Raw genomic sequence first — 21,914 nt, forward strand, 5'->3', positions numbered from 1 at the left:
GCCCGTCACGGCAGGTCGGTCGACAGCAGGGCCTCGATCTGCGGGATCTGGCGCTGCAGGGCCCGCAGGTACGGCGCGACGCTGGGGTGCCGGTACTTCCCGGCCAGGGCGCCCTCGCCGTGGGCGACGCGGGCCAGGGCCCACTCGGCCCGGGTGAGCACGGTGAACACGGCGGTGACCCGGGCCCCGAGCTCCGCCTCGTCCCTACCGGCCAGCCCCGACGGCAGCGCCGCGACGTAGGCCTCCAGGAGGGGCGCGAAGTCCTCGCGGGCGGAGAGGGCGTAGTAGCCGAGGTCGGCGCCGACGGGCCCGGTGCCGAGGGCGGACCAGTCGATGGCCAGCACGTCGTCCCCGGACCGCCCGGGAAGGTTCGCGGGCACGGGGTCGCCGTGCTGGGTGACCTGCGGCAGCCCCTCGACCGCGCGCAGGAAGCCCTCCCGGTGGCTCCACAGGTGGTCCGCCACGTCGGCCACCGTGGTCCGGGCCAGTGTCGGCCACCCTCCGCCGTGCTCGACCCGGCGCAGCCGTGCGCGGAGCTGACGGCGGGCCAGCCACGGGGGCTCGCCGAGGTCGGCCGCGGCGAACCGTCCCAGGCAGCGGGCCACGAACAGCCCCGGGTTCGCAGCCTCGGCGACCCGTTCCTGGACCAGGGTGGCGCCGTCCTCGTCCTCCTCCACCCGCACCGGCGCCGGGTCGCGCAGTCCGGGCGTCCCCACGGTCGCCCCCGACAGCGCGACGTCGACGGGGCGCCGCCAGTAGGCGGGGTGGTGCGGGTCGCTCAGCTCGGCCGGGTCACGGGCGTGCGGCGCCTGGAGCCGCTTGACCACCAGCTCCCGGCCGGACTCGACCGCCAGCCACACGCCGTACGTCGAAGGGCCGGTGCCCCCGGGGAGTCGCTGCCACCCGGGCTCGGGGTGCCACATGGCCGCAGACGCTAGCCGATGTCGCGGCTCCGGTAGCGCAACCAGGCGAGACCGGCGACCACGACCGCCACCGCCAGCAGCGCGAGGACCGGAGGCCAGGACATGGTCTCGACGGGCAGCCTCGGCACGTGGCTGTACGGCGCCAGGTCGACCATCCACTGCGGCAGGCCCAGCAGCTCACCCAGCTCGCCCAGGACCAGCCCTGCCACGAGGATGACCCACACCAGGTGGACGAGCCGGGCGCGCCATGCCCAGACCCCCAGGGCCAGGGCCGTCATCAGCCACAGGGCAGGGAGCTGGACCAGTGCGGCGGGCAGCACCCGTCCCAGCGTGCCGCCGAGGTCACCCTCCTGGATCCCGAACGAGACGCTCGCACTGAGCCCGAACACGAGCATGACGCCCGCCGAGGCGAGCCAGGCCTGGGCCCAGGTGGCGACGAAGACCGCGTCGCGGGTGGTGCCGGTGGGCAGCACCAGCTCGGCCCGGCCCTCGTCCTCCTCGGCGGCCGCCCGGGTCACCACGGTGTAGGCGTACGCGGTGACCACGATCGCCATGATCGACGTCTCGGCGCTGAGGAACATGTCCTGGAGCGTCCCCACTCCCCCGAGCCGCTCGAACATCTCGCGGGCCCGGTCGGACATCAGCATGTCACCGACCTGAGGGGCGACCCCGCCCAGCAGCGCGCCGAACAGCACCATGCCGGTGCTCCAGATCGCCAGCGGGAGCCGGCCCAGCCGCCACCACAGCCCGGAGATGCCGGCCATCCACCGGGAGCCGTCGGGGCGGCCCGCCCGCGCCGGGAACACCCCGCCGCCCAGGTCGCGGTGGTCCCTGAGCACGATTGCGAGGCCGAAGCCCGCGGCCGCCACGAGGAGCGGGACGGTGAGGACCCACCAGCGGTCGCCGGCGTAGGGCTCCGCCTTGCTGACCCAGCCGAAGGGGGACAGCCACGACAGCCACCCGACGGTGACGTCTCCCAGGCTCCTCAGCAGGAACGCAGCCCCCAGGGCGGCGGCGACGATCCCCGCCCCGCTGCGAGCGCTGCTGGTCAGCTGCGCGGCGACGGCCGCGATCGCCGCACTCACCAGGCCCAGCCCCACCCAGCCTGCCCCGAAGACCAGCGACCCGGCGGTGTCCAGTCCCGCCAGGTCGTTGGCGACGGCGACCCCGAGCCCCACCAGCAGGGCGGCCAGGACGGCCTCGGCCAGGGCCGCGACCAGGAGGGCGCGGCTGCCGACCACCGTGCCGCCCAGCAGCTCGGCCCGGCCCGACTCCTCGTCGACCCGCGTGTGCCGACGGACCAGCAGCGCGGTCAGGAAGCCGGTGAACAGCCCACCCATCAGGATCAGCTTGAACACGGCGATGGCACCCAGGCTGGTCTCGTCGGGGATCGGCCCGTACATCGCCACCAGGGCCGGCGACTCGTTGACACCGCGCGCCGCCATCCGGAGGGCCAGCTGGGTGTCGTACAGGTCGATGGTGGCGCGCACGGTGAAGGCCGACAGCAGGGCGATTGACCCGATCCACACCGGGAGGAGCACCCGGTCCCGGCGCAGGGCCAGGCCCAGCAGAGACGGGGTGCCGGTCAGGCTCGTCATGGCCGCGGCGCCGTCCGGCCCTCAGCCCTCCCGGGAGAGCGGTAGGCCTCCATGAAGAGCTCCTCCAGCGACGGCGGGGCGCTGGTCAGGCTGACCACGCCCAGCCGGTTGAGCTCGGCGAGCAGCGGGGCCATCCCCTCCGCCTCCACGGTGCAGCTGACGACGTGGTCGTGCACGCTGAGGTCGTGCAGGCCGGGGATCTCCGGCCAGCCGTCGGGCTCCCGAGCGACCTCCGCCCGCACCTTGGTACGCCGCAGGTGCCGCAGCTCGGCGAGGGTCCCCCGCTCCACGGCACGGCCCTCGCGGATGATCGTGACCCGGTCGCAGACCGCCTCCACCTCTGAGAGGATGTGGCTGGACAGCAGGATCGTGGTACCGCCCTCCCGCCGCTCCCGGAGGCACTCGCGGAACACGTGCTCCATCAGGGGGTCCAGCCCGGCGGTCGGCTCGTCGAGGATGAGCAGCGGAGCGTCGTCGGCGAGGGCAGCGACGAGCGCCACCTTCTGCCGGTTGCCCTTGGAGTAGGTCCGAGACCTCTTGGCAGGATCGAGCTCGAACCGCTCCAGCAGCTCGGCCCTGCGGGTGGACGCGGGCCGGATGCCGCGCATCCGCAGCAGCAGGTCGATCACCTCGCCGCCGGAGAGGTTGGGCCACAAGGAGACGTCGCCGGGCACGTAGGCCAGCCGGCGATGGATCTCCACCCCGTCGCGCCACGGGTCCAGGCCGAACACCGAGGCGGACCCGCCATCGGTGCGCAGCAGCCCGAGCAGGGCGCGGATCGTGGTGGACTTGCCGGCGCCGTTCGGACCGAGGAAGCCGTGGATCTCCCCGGGCGCCACCGTCAGGTCGAGCCCGTCGAGCGCCCGGACCCGGCCGAAGTCCTTGACCAGGCCCTGGACCTGGATCACCGGAGCAGCGTCCACACCTCCACCCTAGTGGGGCGGGGCCGGCCGCTGCTGCGGCGCGTTGCGCACCACGACTCGCACCGCCTGCGCGTCGGCGACGGCGCCCGCCAGCTCGCGGCTGCGGGGGTCGGGCACGGGGAGCCACGGCTCCACCGGGACCGCTCCCCGCAGGCGGGCGTCCGCCAGGACCCGGTCCACCGCCGTGCGGTCCCCGCCGACCACCAGCGGCAGGCCCGCGGTGGTCCCGAGCACCTGGGACGCGTGCTCGGCCGCCGCCTCGAAGGCGTGCCGCGCCTGGTTGTCGCGGCGGCGCGCGAACCGCTGCTGGCTCTGCCCACCGGCCTTGGTGCGACCCTGCACGTGCCGCCGTCCGACCTTCTGCCGGACGACCCTGCCGCGGTCGAGCAGCGCGACGGCGAATCCACCCTTGCGGACCAGCAGCACGCCCCACCGGACCGGCGGCGTCGCCGCGCCGACCAGGCCGGCCACCTCCGGCGGACCGTCGTACCCCGCACCGAACGGCAGGGCCGCGACGAACGTCGACCCGTCGGGCGCCTCGCCGCGCAGCCGGCCGTCGACGACCGCCAGGGTCGGCGGGCCGTGCCGGAGAGCGAAGTTCTCCACCCACCGCTCCAGGCGGGAGACGGGCACCAGCGTGGCGACCACGTCGCCGGTCGTCATCCCGAGACCCTCAGACGTTGAACCCCAGCGCCCGCAGCATCTCGCGGCCGTCCTCGGTGATCTTGTCGGGCCCCCAGGGCGGCATCCACACCCAGTTGATGGCGACGTCCGCGACCATGCCCTCCAGCGCGGAGCGGGTCTGGTCGGTGATCACGTCGGTGAGCGGGCAGGCCGCCGAGGTGAGCGTCATGTCCAGCACCACGTTGCTGGACTCGTCCACGTGGACCCCGTAGAGCAGGCCGAGGTCGACGACGTTGATGCCGAGCTCGGGGTCGACGACGTCCTTCATCGCCTCGGTGACGTCCTCGACGGTCACGGTCGAGCCTGAGGGGTGGACCTCGGGCAGGTCCTCGGTGCTGGTCACGAGTTCTCCTCCTCGACTGGGGCGGCCAGGGCGGCGACGGTGGCGTCCTTCCAGGCCATCCACGGCAGCAGTGCGCACTTGACCCGGGCGGGGAACCTGGCCACGCCGGAGAACGCGACGGCGTCCTCGAGCACCTCCTCGTCGGGCTCGACCTGCCCCTTGCCCTGCATCAGGGTGAGGAAGGCCTGGTGGGTGACCATCGCCTCCTCGACCGACCTGCCGATGACCAGGTCGGTGAGCACGGAGGCGGCGGCCTGGGAGATCGAGCAGCCGAGCGCGTCGTAGGACACGTCCTCGACCCGGCCGCCGGACAGGTGCACGCGAAGGGTCACCTCGTCACCGCAGGTGGGGTTGACGTGGTGCACCTCGGCGTCGTACGGCGCGCGCAGTCCCTTGTGGTGGGGGTGCTTGTAGTGGTCGAGGATGATCTCTTGGTAGAGGGAGTCCAGCTCGGTCGACATCGTGCTCAGCCCAACCTGAAGTAGTCGCGGGTGTATTCCAGCCCCTCGACCAGCGCGTCGATCTCGGCCGGGGTCGTGTACAGGTAGGACGACATCCGCGTCGAGGCCTGGACCCCGAAGCGGGCGTGGGCCGGCTTGGCGCAGTGGTGGCCCGCGCGCACGGCGATCCCGCGGGTGTCGAGCACCGTGGCGACGTCGTGGGGGTGCACGCCCTCCATCTCGAAGGCGATGGCGCCGCCCCGCTGGTCGGCCTCGCGCGGCCCCAGCACCGTCAGGCCCGGGACGGTGGCGAGCCCCTCCAGCGCGTAGGCGGTGAGGGCCTGCTCGTGACGCCGCACGTTCTCCATGCCCAGGTGGGACAGGTAGGCCACCGCGGCACCCAGCCCGACGGCCTCGACGATCGGCGGCGTGCCCGCCTCGAACTTGTGCGGCACGGGGGCGTAGGTGGACTTCGCCATGGTCACCGTGGCGATCATCTCGCCGCCGCCGAGGAACACGGGCAGCTGGTCGAGCACCTCCCGGCGTCCCCACAGGACCCCGATCCCGGTGGGCCCGACCACCTTGTGGCCGGTGAAGACCAGGACGTCGGCGCCGGAGGCGACGACGTCGACCGGGAGCTGCGGCGCGGCCTGGGAGGCGTCGACCACGACGAGTGCGCCGACCTCGTGGGCCCGGCGCGCGATCTCGGCCACCGGGTTGATCGTGCCGAGCATGTTCGACACCCAGGTCAGGGAGACCACCTTGGTCCGCTCGGTGATCAGGTCGTCGATCCCCGAGAGGTCCAGCAGCCCGTCGTCGGTCAGGCCGAACCAGCGCAGCGTGGCTCCCTTGCGCTCGGCGAGGAGCTGCCACGGGACGATGTTGGAGTGGTGCTCCATCTCGGTGATGACGATCTCGTCGCCGGGCCCGACCGCGCGCGGTCCCTCGGCCCAGGCCAGGGTGTGGGAGACCAGGTTGAGCGCCTCGGTGGCGTTCTTGGTGAACACGACCTCCTCGCGCGAGGGGGCGCCGACGAAGGCGGCGACGGCGTCGCGGGCCGACTCGAAGGCCTCGGTGGCCTCCGCACCCAGCTGGTGCATCGCTCGGGCGATGTTCGCGTTGTGCCGCTCGAGGTGGTCGACCATGGCGTCGATCACCACCTGCGGCTTCTGGGAGGTGTTCGCACTGTCCAGGTAGACCAGGGGGCGACCGCCCGCGAGGGTGCGCGAGAGGATCGGGAAGTCCTTGCGGACCACGTCCAGGTCGGGGAGCAGGCCGGGCAGGGTCACAGCGTCGCCTTGACGTACTTGTCGTAGCCCTCGGCCTCGAGCTGCTCGGCCAGCTCGGGACCGCCCTCCTCGGCGATCCGTCCCGCCACGAACACGTGCACGTAGTCGGGCGTGATGTAGCGCAGGATGCGCGTGTAGTGGGTGATCAGCAGCACGCCCTTGTCGCCGGCCGCCTTGAACCGGTTCACCCCCTCGGCCACCACCTTGAGCGCGTCGATGTCCAGGCCGGAGTCGGTCTCGTCGAGCACGGCGACCTTCGGGTCCAGCAGCTCCAGCTGGGCGATCTCGTGGCGCTTCTTCTCGCCGCCGGAGAAGCCCTCGTTGACGTTGCGCTGGGAGAAGGCCGGGTCGAGGCCGGTGCGGCTCAGGGCGGCGTTGACGTCCTTGACCCAGGTGCGCAGCTTGGGCGCCTCGCCGTCCACCGCGGTCTTGGCGGTGCGCAGGAAGTTCGCCACCGAGACCCCGGGCACCTCGACCGGGTACTGCATGGCCAGGAAGAGCCCGGCGCGGGCCCGCTCGTCCACGGTCATGCCGAGCACGTCGGCCCCGTCCAGGGTGACGGTCCCCCCGGTCACGGTGTACTTGGGGTGACCGGCGATCGAGTAGGCCAGGGTCGACTTGCCCGAGCCGTTGGGCCCCATGATCGCGTGCGTCTCACCGTCGCGGATCGTCAGCGTGACCCCGGTGAGGATCTCCTTCGGGCCGTCCTCGGTGTCGACCGCGACGTGCAGGTCCTTGATCTCCAGCGTGCTCATGAAGCTGACTCTCCTAGCTCGGGGTGACGCCGTTGAGCGTCCGGGTCGGGTCGATGTACACGTCGTCGCCGCGCACCTCGACCGGGAAGGTGGCCACCGGCTCGGTGGCCGGCAGGACGGTGGGCTTGCCGGTGCGCAGGTCGAAGGTCGAGCCGTGCAGCCAGCACTCGACGGTGCAGTCGACCACCTCGCCCTCGCTGAGCGGGACCGCCGCGTGGGAGCACTGGTCCTGCAGGGCGAAGACCTCCTCCCCCTGCCGGGCCACGGCCAGGTCGACGCCGGCGAGGGTCACCGCCAGCGGTGCGTCCTGGGGTACGTCGGCCAGGACGCAGGCGCGCTCGAAGCCCATCAGAGCACCCCCGACCCGACCGAGCGGGCCAGCTCGGCCTCGACCGTGGTGACCAGCTGCGTCTCGAGCTCGGGCACGTCGATGCGGCGGATCAGGTCGTGGAAGAAGCCGTGCACGACCAGGCGCCGGGCCTCCACCTCGTCGATCCCGCGGGAGCGGAGGTAGAACAGCTGCTCGTCGTCGAACCGGCCGGTGGCCGAGGCGTGCCCGGCACCCTCGATCTCGCCCGTCTCGATCTCCAGGTTCGGCACGGAGTCGGCCTGGCAGCCGTCGGTGAGCACCAGGTTGCGGTTCTCCTCGTAGGTGTCGATGCCCTCCGCGACCTTGCGGATCAGCACGTTGCCGATCCACACCGCGTGCGCGCCCTCGCCCTGCAGCGCCCCCTTGTAGACCACGTGGCTGCGGGTCCGCGGGGCGGTGTGATCGACGAAGAGCCGGTGCTCGATGTGCTGCCCCTCGTCGGCGAAGTAGAGGCCCAGCATCTCCACGGCACCGCCCGGTCCGGCGTACTCCGCCGTCGTGTCGTGCCGGACGAGGTCCCCGCCGAAGGAGACCGCGACGTGCTTGAACGTCGCGTCCCGCCCGACCCGGGCGTGCTGGGTGGAGTGGTGGACGGAGTCGTCGGCCCAGTCCTGCAGGCTGACGACGGTGAGCTGGGCGCCGTCGCCCACGACGAGCTCGACGTTCTCCGCGAACGTCGCCGAGCCCTCGAAGCGCAGCACCACGGTCGCGCGGGAGAAGGCGCCGGCCCGGACCACCAGGTGGCCGGCTGCGGCCCGGTCCACGCCCTCCCCGGTCACCGTCACCGTGGTCACGCCCTGCACCGCCGTGTCCGCCGGGACGTCCAGCAGCCGCACCCGGTCGGTGGCGGCCCAGGCCCGGGCGCTGACCCGGTCGGTGGGCACCAGCCCGGACGACCCCCGCGCCTGGTGCGTCGCCGGCACCACCTCGGTGGTCACGCCGGGGGCGAGGTCGACGGCCACCCGGACGTCCCCGTCCAGGGGGGCGTCGGTGTGCAGCCCGCGCAGCCGCCGCAGCGGCGTGAACCGCCACACCTCCTCCCGGCCGGTGGGCACGGCGTGGTCGGCCACGTCGACCGAGCCGACCGGGTGCAGGTGGCTCGAGACAGGGCTGGTCTCCACGGCCCCGGCGACGTTCGGGGCCTCTGTCACCGTCGTCATCCGACAGCACCCTCCATCTGCAGCTCGATCAGGCGGTTGAGCTCCAGGGCGTACTCCATCGGAAGCTCCTTGGCGATGGGCTCGACGAAGCCACGGACGATCATGGCCATCGCCTCGTCCTGCTCCAGGCCGCGCGACATCAGGTAGAACAGCTGGTCCTCACTGACCTTCGACACGCTGGCCTCGTGGCCCATCGAGACGTCGTCCTCACGGATGTCGACGTAGGGGTAGGTGTCGGAGCGGCTGATCTGGTCGACCAGCAGCGCGTCGCACAGCACGTTGGACCTCGAGCCGTGCGCACCCTCGTTGACCTGCACCAGGCCGCGGTACGACGTCCGGCCGCCGCCGCGCGCCACCGACTTGGACAGGATCGAGCTCGAGGTGTGCGGCGCGGCGTGCACCATCTTCGCCCCGGCGTCCTGGTGCTGCCCCTCCCCGGCGAACGCGATCGACAGCGTCTCCCCCCGCGCGTGCTCGCCCATCAGGTAGACCGCGGGGTACTTCATGGTCACCTTCGAGCCGATGTTCCCGTCGACCCACTCCATGGTGGCGCCGGCCTCGCAGACCGCGCGCTTGGTCACCAGGTTGTAGACGTTGTTCGACCAGTTCTGGATCGTGGTGTAGCGGCAGCGGCCGCCCTTCTTCACGATGATCTCGACGACCGCGGAGTGCAGGGAGTCGGAGGAGTAGATCGGCGCCGTGCAGCCCTCGACGTAGTGCACGTAGGCGCCCTCGTCGACGATGATCAGGGTGCGCTCGAACTGGCCCATGTTCTCGGTGTTGATGCGGAAGTAGGCCTGCAGCGGGATGTCCACGTGGACCCCCGGCGGGACGTAGATGAACGAGCCGCCCGACCAGACCGAGGTGTTGAGCGAGGCGAACTTGTTGTCGCCCACCGGGATCACCGTGGTGAAGTACTGCTTGAAGAGCTCCTCGTGCTCCTTCAGCGCGGTGTCGGTGTCGAGGAAGATGACGCCCTGCTCCTCCAGGTCCTCCCGGATCTGGTGGTAGACGACCTCGCTCTCGTACTGCGCCGCCACCCCGGCGACCAGCCGCTGCTTCTCGGCCTCGGGGATGCCGAGCCGGTCGTAGGTGTTCTTGATGTCCTCGGGCAGGTCCTCCCAGGACTGCGCCTGCTTCTCGGTGGAGCGGACGAAGTACTTGATGTTGTCGAAGTCGATGCCGCCGAGCTCGGCGCCCCAGGTCGGCATCGGCTTGCGCTGGAAGAGCTTGAGCCCCTTGAGCCGCAGGTCGAGCATCCACTCGGGCTCGCCCTTCTTGCCCGAGATGTCGCGGACCACGTCCTCGTTGAGACCACGCTGGGCGCTCGCCCCCGCCACGTCGCGGTCGTGCCAGCCGAACTCGTAGCGGCCGATCCCTTCGAGCCCGGGGTTGAGCTCGTCGATGCTGGTCATCAGGACTCCTTCGGAGTGGGGATACACGTGGTGCACACGCCGTCGCCGTGGGCGATGGTGGCCAGCCGGGCGACGTGGGTGCCGAGAACCCGGCTGATCGCCTCGGTCTCCGCCTCGCACAGCTCGGGGAACTCGTGGGCGACGTGCGAGACCGGGCAGTGCTGCTGGCAGAGCTGGTCGCCGATCACCGGCAGGTCGCGCACGCTCGCGGCGTACCCCTCCTCGGTGAAGACCCGGGCCAGGGCCTCCGCGGGGCTGAGGGCGGGGTTCGCCCGAGCCACGCGCTGGTAGTCGCGCTCGATGAAGGCCACCCGGCGTCGCGCGAACTCCGCGACCGCCTCCGGCCCCGCCGTCTCGGCGAGGAAGCGCAGTGCCTGGGCGGCCAGGTCGTCGTACTGCTGGGCGAAGTGGTCGCGGCCGGCCTCGGTGAGCCGGAAGGCGCGGGCCGGGCGCCCCCGTCCCCTGCTGGCCCGCACCCGGGGCTCGGCCGGCTCCAGGACCCCCTGCTCGACCATCTGGTCGAGGTGGCGGCGCACGGCGGCCGGGGTCAGGTCCAGCCGACGCGCCAGCTCGGCCGCGGTCGAGGGGCCGTTCTCGAGGATGGACCTGGCCACCCGCTCGCGCGTCGGCGCGTCCCCAGCGAGGGGCTGCGGGGAGGTCGCGACGAATTGCACAACACCAGTGTGACGTTATTGGCCCACCCGGTTCAAGTAAGGGTCGCCTTAGTCACCCGCCTGCCGGGGACTTCCTAGACTGAACGGGTGCCCGACTCCCCCGTCCCCTCCGCGGCGCCCGCGGTGGAGGTCGACGGCCTGGTGATGCGGTACGGCGCCAAGGTCGCCGTCGACGCGCTGAGCCTGACGGTCCCGCGCACGACGATCACCGCGGTGCTCGGCCCCAACGGGGCGGGCAAGACCACCACGCTGGAGACCTGCGAGGGCTACCGGAGGCCCCAGCAGGGCACGGTGCGGGTCCTCGGTCTGGACCCGCAGCGCGACCGCACCGCGCTGCTCCCCCGCATCGGGGTGATGCTGCAGAACGGCGGCGCCTGGTCCGGGGTACGGGCGATGGAGATGCTGCGCCACGTCGCCCGGCTGCACGCGCACCCGCTGGACACCGAGGCGCTGGCCGAGCGGCTGGGGCTCGGCGAGTGCGGCCGTACCCCGTACCGGCGGCTGTCGGGGGGCCAGCAGCAGCGCCTCGCGCTGGCGCTGGCGGTCGTGGGCCGTCCGGAGCTGGTCTTCGTCGACGAGCCCACCGCCGGCATGGACCCGCACGCCCGCCGGGCGACCTGGGACCTGCTGCGCGAGCTGCGGGCCGACGGGGTGACCGTGGTGCTGACCACCCATCACATGGACGAGGCCGAGCGCCTGGCGGACCACATCCACATCGTCGACCACGGTCGGCTGGTCGGCTCGGGCACACCCGAGCAGCTGACCGAGGGCGGCACCCGCGACCTCGAGGACGTCTTCCTCGCCCTCACCGCCAAGGGACTCGGCTCGTGAGCGGCACCTACGCCCCGCGCCCCGGGAGCGCCCCTCTGCGTCAGCAGGTCTGGGCGCAGACCGGGATGGAGACCAGGCTGATGCTGCGCAACGGCGAGCAGCTGCTGCTCGCCGTGGTGATCCCCGTGATCGTGCTCGTCGGCGGGGTGATGGCCGCCGAGCACCTCGACGTGGCGCTGGACCATCCGGCTGTCGACGTGTTCACCCCCGGGGTGCTGGCGCTCGCGGTGATGTCGACCTCGTTCACCTCACTGGCGATCATGACCGGGTTCGAGCGCCGCTACGGCGTCATCAAGCGCCTCGGTGCCTCCCCGCTCCCCCGGCACGGCCTGCTGCTGGGCAAGGTGGGCGCGCTGGTCATCGTCGAGTCGCTCCAGGTCGCGATGATCAGCGTCGTCGCCGCGTTCCTCGGGTGGGACCCCGCCAACGGCTGGCTCCCCGCCCTGGTGGCGCTGGTGCTCGGCACCGCTGCCTTCGCCTCCCTCGGCCTCTTCCTCGCCGGGGTGCTCCGCGCGGAGGCCACGCTGGCCGCGGCCAACCTCATCTACCTGCTGCTGCTCGCGGGCGGGGCGGTGGTGCTGCCCAGCGACTCCTACGGCGCGCTCGGCGGGATCGTCACCTGGCTGCCCTCCGGCGCGCTCGGCGAGGCGATGCGAGCAGCGTTCCTCGGGGGGGTGTTCGCCTGGACCGACCTCGCGGTGCTGGCCGGCTGGGCCCTGGTCGGCACCGCACTCACGGCAAGGACATTCACGTGGGAATGAGTCCGTGGCTCACTCGGCTCGGCTGGGCGACGCTGGTCGCCAACTCCGCCCTGGTGGTCACCGGCGGTGCGGTCCGGCTGACCGGCTCCGGCCTCGGCTGCCCCACCTGGCCCCGCTGCACCGAGGAGTCGTTCACCCCCCACGGGGCCCTGGACGTCCACTCGGCCATCGAGTTCGGCAACCGGACCCTGACCTTCGTGCTCGCCGCCATCGCCATCGCCACCTTCGTCGTGGCCTGGCGCAGCGGCCGGCGCGACCTGCGCCGGCTCGCGCTGGTGCTGGCCCTGGGCATCCCGGCCCAGGCCGTCCTCGGCGGGATCACCGTGCTCACCGACCTGAACCCCTGGGTCGTCTCCCTGCACATGCTGCCGTCCCTGGCGATCATCGGGCTCTCGGTGCTGTTCCTGCGCCGCATCGACCACCCCGACCCGACCGTGCAGCACGGCCCGGTGCCCACCCTGGCCTGGCTGACCTTCGCGACCGCCTGGGTGGTGATGTACGTCGGCACCATCGTCACCGGCTCCGGCCCGCACGCCGGGGACGCGGACGCCAAGCGCAACGGCCTCGACCCGCTCCAGATGAGCCAGCTCCACGCCGACGTGGTGTTCCTGCTCCTCGGGCTCACCGTCGGCCTGCTCCTCGCGCTGCGCGCCACGGACGCCGCGCCGGTGACGCTCCAGGCCGTGGCGACGCTGCTCGCGGTCGAGCTCGCGCAGGGTCTGGTCGGGTTCGTCCAGTACTTCAGCGACCTGCCCATCCTGCTGGTCGGGCTGCACATGCTCGGCACGGCGCTGGTCTCCGCCGCCGTCACCTGGGCGCTGGTGCTGGTGCGCGAGGTCCCGCCGCTCGCTCAGCCCCCGAGCAGCGGGTCGATGGCGACCGCCACGAAGAGCAGCGCCAGGTAGAGGTTCGACATGTGGAACAGCCGCATCGGTTGGATCACGCTGAGGCTGTCGCTGCGGCGCGCCCGCGCCCACATCCGGTGCGCCTCGGCCAGGAACACCACCCCGAGCAGCGCGGCCACCACCGGGTAGAACCATCCCGTCCCGCCGACGGGCCACAGCAGCAGCGAGGTCGCCACGGTCGCCCAGCTGTAGAGCACGATCTGGCGGCCGACCACCGAGGCGGGCGCGACGACCGGCAGCATCGGCACGTCGACGTTCGCGTAGTCCTCGCGGTAGCGCAGGGCGAGCGCCCACGTGTGCGGCGGCGTCCAGAAGAACACCACGGCGAAGAGCACCACCGGCGGCCAGGCCAGCTCTCCGGTGACCGCCGTCCAGCCGATCAGGGCGGGGAAGCACCCGGCCAGCCCGCCCCACACGATGTTCTGGGTGGTCCGCCGCTTGAGCAGCACGGTGTAGACGCCCAGGTAGAAAGCCTCGGCCACCAGCGCCAGCACCGCCGAGAGCACGTTGACCCAGACGACCAGGACCACGGTGGCGAGGACGCCCAGCACGGTCCCGAAGACGAGCGCGGCCGCGGGAGAGACGATGTGGCGCGGGAGCGCCCGCCGCCGGGTGCGCCGCATCTGCTCGTCGATGTCGCGGTCGTACACGCAGTTGAGCGCCGACGCGGACCCGGAGGAGAGCGCGCCGCCCACCACCGTCGCGAGCACCACTCCCAGCGGCGGCACCCCTCCCGCGGCGAAGAACATCACCGGCACGGTGGTCAGGAGCAGCAGCTCCATCACCCGCGGCTTGGTGAGCCCGACGTACGCCGCGACCACGTCGCGCCAGCCGGCGCGCGGACTGCCAGCCGGCTCCGCCGCCGACGTCTCCGCCGCGGCGGACGGGCGAACGTGCGTCACAGGGAATCCTCGGGTCGCGACGGGGTACTGGCTGGTCGAGTCTATCGGCAGCCAGCAGTAGGCTCAGTGCTGCCCGTGACCAGGGCCGCCGACCCAGCCCGCAGCCGAAGGGACATCCCGTGACCACGACGCCCGCTCCGTTGGACTGGAACGAGACCGACGACCGAGCCGTGGACACGGTCCGGGTGCTGGCGATGGACGCCGTCCAGAAGGTGGGCAACGGCCACCCGGGCACGGCCATGAGCCTGGCGCCCGCGGCGTACGTGCTGTTCCAGAAGGTGATGCGCCACGACCCGGCCGACCCCGACTGGATCGCCCGGGACCGCTTCGTGCTCTCCTGCGGGCACTCCAGCCTCACCCTCTACCTCCAGCTGTTCCTGGGCGGCTGGGGGCTGGAGCTCGACGACATCAAGGCCTTGCGCACCTGGGGCAGCAAGACCCCCGGCCACCCCGAGTTCGGGCACACCGCAGGGGTGGAGACGACGACCGGTCCGCTGGGCCAGGGCATCGGCAACGCCGTCGGCATGGCGATGGCGGCGCGCCGCGAGCGCGGGCTGCTCGACCCCGAGGCGGCGCCCGGCGAGTCGCTGTTCGACCACCACGTCTACGCCCTGTGCTCCGACGGCGACGTGCAGGAGGGGGTCAGCGGCGAGGCGTCCTCGATCGCCGGGACCCAGCGGCTGGGCAACCTCACGGTGATCTACGACGACAACAACATCTCGATCGAGGACAACACCGACGTGGCGTTCACCGAGGACGTCGCGGCCCGCTACGAGGCCTACGGCTGGCACGTCCAGAGCGTGGACTGGACCCAGGACGGCACCGGCTACCGCGAGGACGTCCCTGCCCTCTACGCGGCGCTCCAGGCGGCGCGGGAGGTCACCGACCGGCCCAGCTTCATCAGGCTGCGCACGATCATCGCGTGGCCGGCACCGCACGCACAGAACACCGGCAAGGCGCACGGCTCGGCGCTGGGCGCCGAGGAGGTGGCAGCCACCAAGCAGCTGCTCGGCTTCGACGCCGCCCGCACGTTCGAGGTGGACCCCGCGGTGCTGGCGCACACCCGGCGGCTGCGTGAGCGCGGCGCCGCGGCCGGAGCGGCCTGGGACGAGCAGTACGCCGCGTGGTCGCAGGCCCACCCCGAGCGGGCCGCGCTGCTGCACCGGCTGCGCGGCTGCACGCTGCCCGAGGGCTGGGCCGAGGCGCTGCCCACGTTCCCCGCCGACGAGGCGGGCATGGCCACCCGCAAGGCCTCCGGCACCGTCCTCAACGCGATCGCCGAGCGGATCCCCGAGCTCTGGGGCGGCTCGGCCGACCTGGCGGAGTCCAACAACACCACCATCGAGTCGGCGCCCTCCTTCATCCCCGAGGACCGGTCCACCCCGATGTGGCACGGCGACCCCCACGCCGGCCGGGTGCTGCACTTCGGGATCCGCGAGCACGGCATGGGCGCGATCCTCAACGGCATCGCCGTCCACGGCGGCACCCGCGTCTTCGGCGGGACCTTCCTGACCTTCTCCGACTACATGCGTCCCTCGGTCCGGCTGGCCGCGATGATGGGGCTGCCCGTCACCTACGTGTGGACCCACGACTCGATCGGCCTCGGCGAGGACGGCCCGACCCACCAGCCCGTCGAGCACCTGGCCGCGCTCCGGGCGATCCCAGGCCTGGACGTCGTCCGTCCCGCCGACGCCAACGAGACCGCCGCGTGCTGGCAGGCCGTCCTCGAGCACACCGACCGGCCGGCCGGGCTGGTGCTCACCCGGCAGAACGTGCCGACCTTCCCGCGCGGGCAGGACGGCTACGCCGACACCACGCAGGTGCACCGCGGCGGCTACGTGCTGCTCGACGCCGAGAACGCCCAGCCGGACGTGGTGCTGATCGGCACCGGCTCGGAGGTCCAGCTGGCCGTGCGCGCCCGGGAGCTGCTCGCGGAGAAGGGCATCACCGCGCGCGTGGTGTCGATGCCGTGCCGGGAGTGGTTCGACGCCCAGGAGACCGCCTACCGAGAGACCGTCATCCCGCCCATCGTCCGCGCCCGGGTCAGCGTCGAGGCGGGCGTGGCCCAGGGCTGGCGCGAGGTGGTGGGCGACCACGGACGCATCGTGTCGATCGAGCAGTACGGCGCCTCGGCGGACTACGCCCGGGTCTACCGCGAGTACGGCGTCACCGCAGAGGCGGTGGCGGCAGCCGCGGAGGACAGCATCCGGTCGGTGACCGGCTAGCGCACCACCCGACGAGAAGGAAGAGACCATGGCACAACCACTGAAGGAGCTGGCCGGGGCGGGAGTCTCGATCTGGCTGGACGACCTGTCCCGGGAGCGCCTGGAGACCGGGAACCTGGTCGACCTGGTGCGCTCGTACGAGGTGACCGGCGTGACCACGAACCCGACGATCTTCGCCGCCGCGCTCAACCAGGGATCACGCTACGACGAGGAGGTGGCCAGACTCGCGGCCGACGGGGCCGACGTGGACACCACCGTGTTCACGCTCACCACCGGCGACGTGCGCAGCGCCTGCGACGTGCTGCGCCCGGCGTTCGACGCCACGGGCGGGGTGGACGGGCGCGTCTCGATCGAGGTGGCCCCCGACCTGGCCCACGACACCGAGGCCACCCTGGCCGCCGCGCGGACCCTGTGGGCGGCGGTGGACCGGCCCAACCTGCTGATCAAGATCCCCGGCACGCCGGAGGGCTGGCCCGCCGTCACCGAGGCACTCGGCGAGGGCATCTGCGTGAACGTCACCCTGATCTTCGGGCTCGACCAGTACGCCCACGTGATGGAGGCCTACCTCGCCGGGCTCGAGAAGGCGCGGGCCGCCGGTCACGACCTCTCCGCGATCCACTCGGTCGCCAGCTTCTTCGTCTCCCGGGTCGACACCGAGGTGGACAAGCGCCTGGACGCCCTGGGTGCCGACCCGGCGCTGAAGGGCAAGGCGGGGATCGCCAACGCCCGCCTCGCCCACCAGGCGTGCGGGGAGTTCTTCAGCGGCCCGCGCTGGGAGTCGCTGGCGGCCGACGGGGCCCGGGTGCAGCGGCCGCTGTGGGCCTCGACCGGCGTGAAGAACCCCGAGTACGACGACACGATGTACGTCGTGGACCTCGCCGTCGACGGCACGGTCAACACGATGCCGGAGAAGACGCTGCACGCTGTCGCCGACCACGGCAGGATCCGCGGGGACCAGGTGCGGCCCCACTACGCCGACGCCCGCGCCCACCTCGACGCCCTGGCGGCGGTCGGCGTCGAGTACGACGACGTCATCGCCGTACTGATCCGAGAGGGTGTGGAGAAGTTCATCGACTCCTGGCACGAGCTCCTCGACACCGTCCGGCTGAACCTGGAGAAGGCGGTCCAGCACCCGTGACCGCCACGCCCGTGGACCCCACGACCACCGCAGCGTGGGCCAGGCTCACCGAGCTCGCGGCGGGGTTCACCCCCGACCTGCGCACGTGGTTCGCCGACGACCCCGGGCGCGTCGAGCGGCTGACCCTCCAGGCCGCCGACCTCCTGGTGGACCTCTCCAAAGGGCTCCTGGACGACGAGGTGCTGGCGGCGCTGCTGGACCTGGCCGAGCAGGTCGACCTGGCCGGTCGTCGTGAGGCGATGTTCCGCGGGGAGCGCATCAACGTCACCGAGGGCAGGTCGGTGCTGCACACCGCCCTGCGCCTCCCCGCCGGCGCCACGCTGGAGGTGGACGGGCACGACGTGGTGGCGGAGGTCCACGAGGTGCTCCGACGGGTGTACGAGTTCGCCGACAGGGTCCGGTCGGGGGCCTGGACCGGGGTGACCGGCGCCCGGATCCGCACGGTCGTCAACATCGGCATCGGCGGCTCCGACCTCGGGCCGGTGATGGCCTACGAGGCGCTCGCCCCCTACGTCCACCCTGAGCTCGAGTGCCGGTTCATCAGCAACATCGACCCCACCGACGCCGCGCGGACGCTGGCGGACCTGGACCCGGCCACGACGCTGTTCATCGTGTCCAGCAAGACCTTCGGCACGCTGGAGACCCTCACCAACGCCCGGCTGTGCCGCGCCTGGCTCCTCGACCGGCTGCGCGCCGTCGGCGTCGACGACGACCGCCGGGCGGTGGCCCGGCACTTCGTGGCGGTGTCCACCGCCCTGGACAAGGTCGCCGACTTCGGCATCGACCCGGCCAACGCCTTCGGGTTCTGGGACTGGGTGGGCGGGCGGTACTCGCTCGACTCCGCCATCGGCACCTCCCTGGCGGTCGCCATCGGCCCGGAGCGGTTCGCCGAGCTGCTCGCCGGGATGCACGCGGTCGACGAGCACTTCCGCACCACCGAGGCGGCCCGCAACGTGCCGGCGCTGATGGGGCTGCTCAACGTCTGGTACACCAACTTCCTCGGGGCACAGACCCACGCGGTGCTGCCCTACGCCCAGCTGCTGCACCGTTTCCCGGCGTACCTCCAGCAGCTCACGATGGAGTCCAACGGGAAGGGCGTCCGCTGGGACGGCGCCCCGGTGACCACCGAGACCGGCGAGGTGTTCTGGGGCGAGCCGGGGACCAACGGCCAGCACGCGTTCTACCAGCTGATCCACCAGGGCACCCGGCTGGTCCCCGCCGACTTCATCGCGGTGGCGACCCCGCCGTACCCCCTGCGCGACGGCGACGTCGACGTGCACGAGCTGTTCCTGGCGAACTTCTTCGCCCAGACCCGGGCGCTCGCGTTCGGCAAGACGGCGGAGGAGGTGCGCGCCGAGGGCACGCCCGAGGCGATCGTGTCGGCCCGGGTGTTCTCCGGGAACCGGCCGACCACCTCCCTCATGGCGCCGGCGCTGACCCCGTCGGTGCTCGGCCAGCTGATCGCGCTCTACGAGCACATCACCTTCACGCAGGGCGTCGTCTGGGGCATCGACAGCTTCGACCAGTGGGGCGTGGAGCTCGGCAAGCAGCTCGCCCAGCAGATCGTCCCGGCCGTCGCCGGGGACGCCGAGGCGCGGGACCGCCAGGACGCGTCGACCCGGGCGCTGATCGACTACTACCGGGCACACCGCCGGTGACGACCCGCCGCAACCCGCTCCGCGACCCCCAGGACCGTCGCCTGCCGCGGATTGCGGGGCCGTGCGGGATGGTGCTGTTCGGGGTCACCGGCGACCTCTCGCGCAAGAAGGTGATGCCGGCGGTCTACGACCTGGCCAACCGCGGTCTGCTGCCCCCGGGGTTCTCGCTGGTCGGGTTCGCCCGGCGCGACTGGGCCGACCAGGACTTCGCGCAGATCGTGCACGACTCGGTCCGGGAGCACGCGCGGACGGAGTTCCGCGAGGAGGTCTGGCGCCAGCTCGCGGAGGGGGTGCGGTTCGTGCCCGGCGACTTCGCCGACGACGTGGCGTTCTCGACCCTGCGGCGCACCATCGAGGAGCTCGACGCGGCGCGCGGCACCGAAGGCAACCACGCCTTCTACCTCTCGATCCCGCCCCGGTTCTTCGGGGACGTCATCGAGCAGCTCCAGGAGCACGGTCTCGCCGAGAACCGCGAGGGGACCTGGCGGCGGGTGGTCGTGGAGAAGCCGTTCGGGCACGACCTCGCCTCGGCGCGCGAGCTCAACGACATCCTGGGGAGGGTGTTCCCCAGCGGCTCGGTGTTCCGCATCGACCACTACCTCGGCAAGGAGACCGTGCAGAACATCCTGGCGATGCGGTTCGCCAACACGATGTTCGAGCCGATCTGGAACTCCAACTACGTCGACCACGTGCAGATCACCATGGCGGAGGACATCGGCATCGGCGGGCGTGCCGGCTACTACGACGGCATCGGCGCCGCCCGCGACGTCATCCAGAACCACCTGATCCAGCTGATGGCGCTGATCGCGATGGAGGAGCCGACGTCGTTCGACGCCGAGAGCCTGCGGCAGGAGAAGATCAAGGTGCTCTCCTCGGTGACGCTGCCGAACCGGCTCGACCTCTCCACCGCCCGGGGGCAGTACGTCGGTGGCTGGGCAGGTGGCGTCCCGGTGCCCGGCTACCTGGAGGAGGAGGGCATCCCGGCGGACTCCACCACCGAGACCTTCGCCGCCGTCCGGCTCAACGTCGAGAACCGGCGCTGGGCCGGGGTGCCGTTCTACCTGCGCACCGGCAAGCGGCTGGGCCGCCGCGTCACCGAGGTCGCGGTGGTCTTCAAACGTGCGCCGCACCTGCCGTTCTCGGCCCACTCCACCGAGGAGCTCACCCAGAACGCCCTGGTGGTGCGGGTGCAGCCCGACGAGGGGCTGACCGTGCGGTTCGGCTCCAAGGTGCCCGGCACCGCGATGGAGATCCGCGACGTGAACATGGACTTCGCCTACGGGGGCACGTTCACCGAGGCCTCGCCCGAGGCCTACGAGCGGCTGATCCTCGACGTCCTGCTCGGCGACCCGCCGCTGTTCCCCCGCCACGAGGAGGTCGAGCTCTCCTGGAGGATCCTGGACCCGGTGCTCGCGCACTGGGCCCGCAAGGGCCGCCCCGACGAGTACGCCTCGGGGACCTGGGGACCGGCGTCGGCCACCGCGATGATGGCCCGCGACGGCAGGGTGTGGAGGCGGCCGTGATCGAGCTGGTGGACACCAACGCGGCGGAGATCGCGGCCGAGTTCGTGCGAGCCCGAGTCCGGGCCGGCTCCCCGGCGATGGGCATGGTGATGACGCTGGTCATCGTGGTCGACCAGGACCGCGCACCGGCGGCGATGGAGGCCGCCCGGGAGGCCTCCCACGAGCACCCGGCCCGGGTGCTCGGCGTGGTCCTGGGCAGCGCCCGGGGCCGGGCCAAGGTCCGCGCCCTGGTGAGCACCGGGAGCGGGTGGACGGGGGAGACGGCCTTCATCCGGCTCTCCGGCGAGGTGGTCAAGCACGCCGAGTCGGTGGTGCTGCCGCTGCTCCTGCCCGACTCCCCCGTCGCCGTGTGGTGGCCGGCCGACCACCCCGAGGACCCGGCCACCGACCCGATCGGCCGTCTCGCCCAGCGCCGGATCACCGACGCCGCGTTCGTCACCCGGGGCAAGCTGCGGGCGCTGCAGGCCCAGTGCGCGGCGTACTCCACCGGAAACACCGACCTGGCCTGGACCCGGATCACGCCCTGGCGGGCCCTGCTGGCGGCCGCGCTCGACCAGCACCCGCTCAAGGTGACCGAGGTCCACGTCGCCGCGGAGCGGATCAGCCCCAGCGCCGACCTGCTCGCCGCGTGGCTGAACCAGCGGCTCAAGGCGCCCGTGCGGCGAACCTCCTCGTCGGGGCCGGGGATCACCGAGGTCGGCCTGTCCACCGCGGAGGGACCGATCCGGATCGTGCGCACCGACGGGAAGCTGGCGACCTTCAGCTCCCCGGGGCGTCCCGACCGGCCGGTCGCCCTCAAGCGGCGGGCCCTGCCCGAGCTGCTCGCCGAGGAGCTGCGGCACCTCGACGAGGACGACGTGTACGCCGCGACGGCACGGCACCTGGTGACGATGACGCGGGAGCGGGAGGCGCGGTGAGCCCGACCCGGGTCGAGGTGCTCCCCGACGCCGAGGCGCTCGCCGAGCGGGTGGCCCGGGACCTGCTCACGCTGCTGCGGGCCGCACAGGCCACCGGCCGGGTCCCCCAGGTCGCGCTCACCGGCGGGACCGTCGCCGACCAGGTGCACCGGGCGGTCGGTCGGCTGGCGCCCGGCTCCGGGGTCGACTGGGCGCGGGTGGCGCTGTGGTGGGGTGACGAGCGCTTCGTGGCGCCCGACAGCCCCGACCGCAACGCGGGGCCGGCCCGGCGGGTGCTGCTCGACGTCGTCGGGGCCGACCCGGCGAAGGTCCACGAGATGCCCTCCACCGCCGACGCCCCCGACGTCGCGGCCGGTGCCGCGGCGTACTCCTCGACCGTGCTGGCCTACGTCCGCGGTGAGTTCGACCTGGCGCTTCGGTTGAGTTAGCCTGACGTCCACGTCGCCGAGTCCTGCCCTGTCGAGCGCCCGCCGAAGCGCA

Annotated in this window: 22 protein-coding genes; 9 read left to right on the top strand and 13 right to left on the bottom strand. The window is 72.6% G+C overall.

Annotation, left to right across the window (positions count from 1 at the left end):
- Nucleotides 1-5: 5 nt before the first annotated feature.
- From PLP61_RS01400 to PLP61_RS01455, 12 genes are read right to left on the bottom strand one after another with little or no spacing between them, the layout of a single operon-like run.
- Nucleotides 6-923 (bottom strand): phosphotransferase, encoded by a 918-nt coding sequence (locus PLP61_RS01400; RefSeq protein WP_324499629.1) that lies wholly within the window; start codon nt 921-923, stop codon nt 6-8.
- 11 nt (nt 924-934) lie between these two features.
- Nucleotides 935-2,521 (bottom strand): ABC transporter permease, encoded by a 1,587-nt coding sequence (locus tag PLP61_RS01405; protein ID WP_324499631.1) that lies wholly within the window; start codon nt 2,519-2,521, stop codon nt 935-937.
- The gene (locus PLP61_RS01410) at nt 2,518-3,444 is read right to left on the bottom strand and encodes an ABC transporter ATP-binding protein (RefSeq protein WP_324499633.1); all 927 of its coding nucleotides are present in this window, start codon (nt 3,442-3,444) and stop codon (nt 2,518-2,520) included. The genes PLP61_RS01405 and PLP61_RS01410 overlap by 4 nt, the downstream gene beginning before the upstream one ends.
- A gap of 9 nt (nt 3,445-3,453) precedes the next feature.
- Nucleotides 3,454-4,107: an acVLRF1 family peptidyl-tRNA hydrolase gene (locus PLP61_RS01415; protein WP_324499635.1), complete on the bottom strand. Its 654-nt coding sequence runs from the start codon at nt 4,105-4,107 to the stop codon at nt 3,454-3,456.
- A 10-nt stretch (nt 4,108-4,117) separates the two neighbouring features.
- Nucleotides 4,118-4,471 (bottom strand): metal-sulfur cluster assembly factor, encoded by a 354-nt coding sequence (locus PLP61_RS01420; protein ID WP_324499637.1) that lies wholly within the window; start codon nt 4,469-4,471, stop codon nt 4,118-4,120.
- The gene (gene sufU / locus PLP61_RS01425; protein ID WP_324499639.1) at nt 4,468-4,932 is read right to left on the bottom strand and encodes a Fe-S cluster assembly sulfur transfer protein SufU; all 465 of its coding nucleotides are present in this window, start codon (nt 4,930-4,932) and stop codon (nt 4,468-4,470) included. The genes PLP61_RS01420 and sufU overlap by 4 nt, the downstream gene beginning before the upstream one ends.
- Nucleotides 4,933-4,937: 5 nt before the next feature.
- Nucleotides 4,938-6,194, bottom strand: coding sequence for a cysteine desulfurase (locus PLP61_RS01430; protein ID WP_324499673.1), 1,257 nt, complete (start codon nt 6,192-6,194; stop codon nt 4,938-4,940).
- Nucleotides 6,195-6,196: 2 nt separating this feature from the next.
- Nucleotides 6,197-6,955: a Fe-S cluster assembly ATPase SufC gene (gene sufC / locus PLP61_RS01435; RefSeq protein ID WP_324499641.1), complete on the bottom strand. Its 759-nt coding sequence runs from the start codon at nt 6,953-6,955 to the stop codon at nt 6,197-6,199.
- A 13-nt stretch (nt 6,956-6,968) separates the two neighbouring features.
- Nucleotides 6,969-7,304 carry a non-heme iron oxygenase ferredoxin subunit gene (locus PLP61_RS01440; RefSeq protein ID WP_324499643.1) on the bottom strand — a complete coding sequence of 112 codons (336 nt, stop codon included), beginning with the start codon at nt 7,302-7,304 and terminating at the stop codon, nt 6,969-6,971.
- The gene (gene sufD / locus PLP61_RS01445; RefSeq protein WP_324499645.1) at nt 7,304-8,485 is read right to left on the bottom strand and encodes a Fe-S cluster assembly protein SufD; all 1,182 of its coding nucleotides are present in this window, start codon (nt 8,483-8,485) and stop codon (nt 7,304-7,306) included. Before sufD ends, PLP61_RS01440 begins: the two co-directional genes overlap by 1 nt.
- A complete protein-coding gene (gene sufB / locus PLP61_RS01450; protein ID WP_324499647.1) occupies nt 8,482-9,900 on the bottom strand; it encodes a Fe-S cluster assembly protein SufB in 1,419 nt (472 codons plus the stop codon). Before sufB ends, sufD begins: the two co-directional genes overlap by 4 nt.
- Nucleotides 9,900-10,574, bottom strand: a complete 675-nt coding sequence (locus PLP61_RS01455; RefSeq protein WP_324499649.1) for a helix-turn-helix transcriptional regulator — start codon at nt 10,572-10,574, stop codon at nt 9,900-9,902. The genes sufB and PLP61_RS01455 overlap by 1 nt, the downstream gene beginning before the upstream one ends.
- A gap of 87 nt (nt 10,575-10,661) precedes the next feature.
- Between PLP61_RS01455 and PLP61_RS01460 the strand changes: the two genes are divergently transcribed.
- The 3 genes from PLP61_RS01460 to PLP61_RS01470 are packed head-to-tail and all read left to right on the top strand — an operon-like array spanning nt 10,662 to nt 13,071.
- A complete protein-coding gene (locus tag PLP61_RS01460; protein WP_324499651.1) occupies nt 10,662-11,405 on the top strand; it encodes an ABC transporter ATP-binding protein in 744 nt (247 codons plus the stop codon).
- Nucleotides 11,402-12,166 (top strand): ABC transporter permease, encoded by a 765-nt coding sequence (locus tag PLP61_RS01465; RefSeq protein ID WP_324499653.1) that lies wholly within the window; start codon nt 11,402-11,404, stop codon nt 12,164-12,166. The genes PLP61_RS01460 and PLP61_RS01465 overlap by 4 nt, the downstream gene beginning before the upstream one ends.
- A complete protein-coding gene (locus PLP61_RS01470; RefSeq protein ID WP_324499655.1) occupies nt 12,163-13,071 on the top strand; it encodes a COX15/CtaA family protein in 909 nt (302 codons plus the stop codon). The genes PLP61_RS01465 and PLP61_RS01470 overlap by 4 nt, the downstream gene beginning before the upstream one ends.
- On the opposite strand, the gene PLP61_RS01475 is transcribed toward PLP61_RS01470, so the two are convergent.
- Nucleotides 13,017-13,973 (bottom strand): heme o synthase, encoded by a 957-nt coding sequence (locus tag PLP61_RS01475; RefSeq protein ID WP_324499657.1) that lies wholly within the window; start codon nt 13,971-13,973, stop codon nt 13,017-13,019. The genes PLP61_RS01470 and PLP61_RS01475 overlap by 55 nt on opposite strands.
- A gap of 119 nt (nt 13,974-14,092) precedes the next feature.
- Here PLP61_RS01475 and tkt point away from each other — a divergent pair, with 119 nt between their 5' ends.
- From tkt to PLP61_RS01505, 6 genes are read left to right on the top strand one after another with little or no spacing between them, the layout of a single operon-like run.
- Complete coding sequence (tkt, locus tag PLP61_RS01480) at nt 14,093-16,198, top strand: transketolase (protein WP_324499659.1); 2,106 nt, start codon at nt 14,093-14,095, stop codon at nt 16,196-16,198.
- A gap of 28 nt (nt 16,199-16,226) precedes the next feature.
- Nucleotides 16,227-17,336 (top strand): transaldolase, encoded by a 1,110-nt coding sequence (tal, locus tag PLP61_RS01485; RefSeq protein WP_324499661.1) that lies wholly within the window; start codon nt 16,227-16,229, stop codon nt 17,334-17,336.
- Nucleotides 17,333-18,994, top strand: coding sequence for a glucose-6-phosphate isomerase (pgi, locus tag PLP61_RS01490; RefSeq protein WP_324499663.1), 1,662 nt, complete (start codon nt 17,333-17,335; stop codon nt 18,992-18,994). Before tal ends, pgi begins: the two co-directional genes overlap by 4 nt.
- Nucleotides 18,991-20,517 (top strand): glucose-6-phosphate dehydrogenase, encoded by a 1,527-nt coding sequence (gene zwf, locus PLP61_RS01495; protein ID WP_324499665.1) that lies wholly within the window; start codon nt 18,991-18,993, stop codon nt 20,515-20,517. Before pgi ends, zwf begins: the two co-directional genes overlap by 4 nt.
- Complete coding sequence (locus PLP61_RS01500; protein WP_324499667.1) at nt 20,514-21,434, top strand: glucose-6-phosphate dehydrogenase assembly protein OpcA; 921 nt, start codon at nt 20,514-20,516, stop codon at nt 21,432-21,434. Before zwf ends, PLP61_RS01500 begins: the two co-directional genes overlap by 4 nt.
- Complete coding sequence (locus PLP61_RS01505; RefSeq protein WP_324499669.1) at nt 21,431-21,862, top strand: 6-phosphogluconolactonase; 432 nt, start codon at nt 21,431-21,433, stop codon at nt 21,860-21,862. Before PLP61_RS01500 ends, PLP61_RS01505 begins: the two co-directional genes overlap by 4 nt.
- The last annotated feature ends 52 nt before the right edge of the window (nt 21,863-21,914 follow it).

This window comes from Nocardioides sp. (assembly GCF_035429765.1).
In the GTDB taxonomy this organism is placed as follows: domain Bacteria; phylum Actinomycetota; class Actinomycetes; order Propionibacteriales; family Nocardioidaceae; genus Nocardioides.

What these genes read in the sequence shown, in the direction of transcription:
- PLP61_RS01400 (WP_324499629.1), bottom strand. Translation starts at nt 923, where the DNA reads ATGTGGCACCCCGAGCCCGGGTGGCAGCGACTCCCCGGGGGCACCGGC.
- PLP61_RS01405 (WP_324499631.1), bottom strand. Translation starts at nt 2,521, where the DNA reads ATGACGAGCCTGACCGGCACCCCGTCTCTGCTGGGCCTGGCCCTGCGC.
- PLP61_RS01415 (WP_324499635.1), bottom strand. Translation starts at nt 4,107, where the DNA reads ATGACGACCGGCGACGTGGTCGCCACGCTGGTGCCCGTCTCCCGCCTG.
- sufU (WP_324499639.1), bottom strand. Translation starts at nt 4,932, where the DNA reads ATGTCGACCGAGCTGGACTCCCTCTACCAAGAGATCATCCTCGACCAC.
- sufC (WP_324499641.1), bottom strand. Translation starts at nt 6,955, where the DNA reads ATGAGCACGCTGGAGATCAAGGACCTGCACGTCGCGGTCGACACCGAG.
- PLP61_RS01440 (WP_324499643.1), bottom strand. Translation starts at nt 7,304, where the DNA reads ATGGGCTTCGAGCGCGCCTGCGTCCTGGCCGACGTACCCCAGGACGCA.
- sufD (WP_324499645.1), bottom strand. Translation starts at nt 8,485, where the DNA reads ATGACGACGGTGACAGAGGCCCCGAACGTCGCCGGGGCCGTGGAGACC.
- sufB (WP_324499647.1), bottom strand. Translation starts at nt 9,900, where the DNA reads ATGACCAGCATCGACGAGCTCAACCCCGGGCTCGAAGGGATCGGCCGC.
- PLP61_RS01470 (WP_324499655.1), top strand. Translation starts at nt 12,163, where the DNA reads ATGAGTCCGTGGCTCACTCGGCTCGGCTGGGCGACGCTGGTCGCCAAC.
- tal (WP_324499661.1), top strand. Translation starts at nt 16,227, where the DNA reads ATGGCACAACCACTGAAGGAGCTGGCCGGGGCGGGAGTCTCGATCTGG.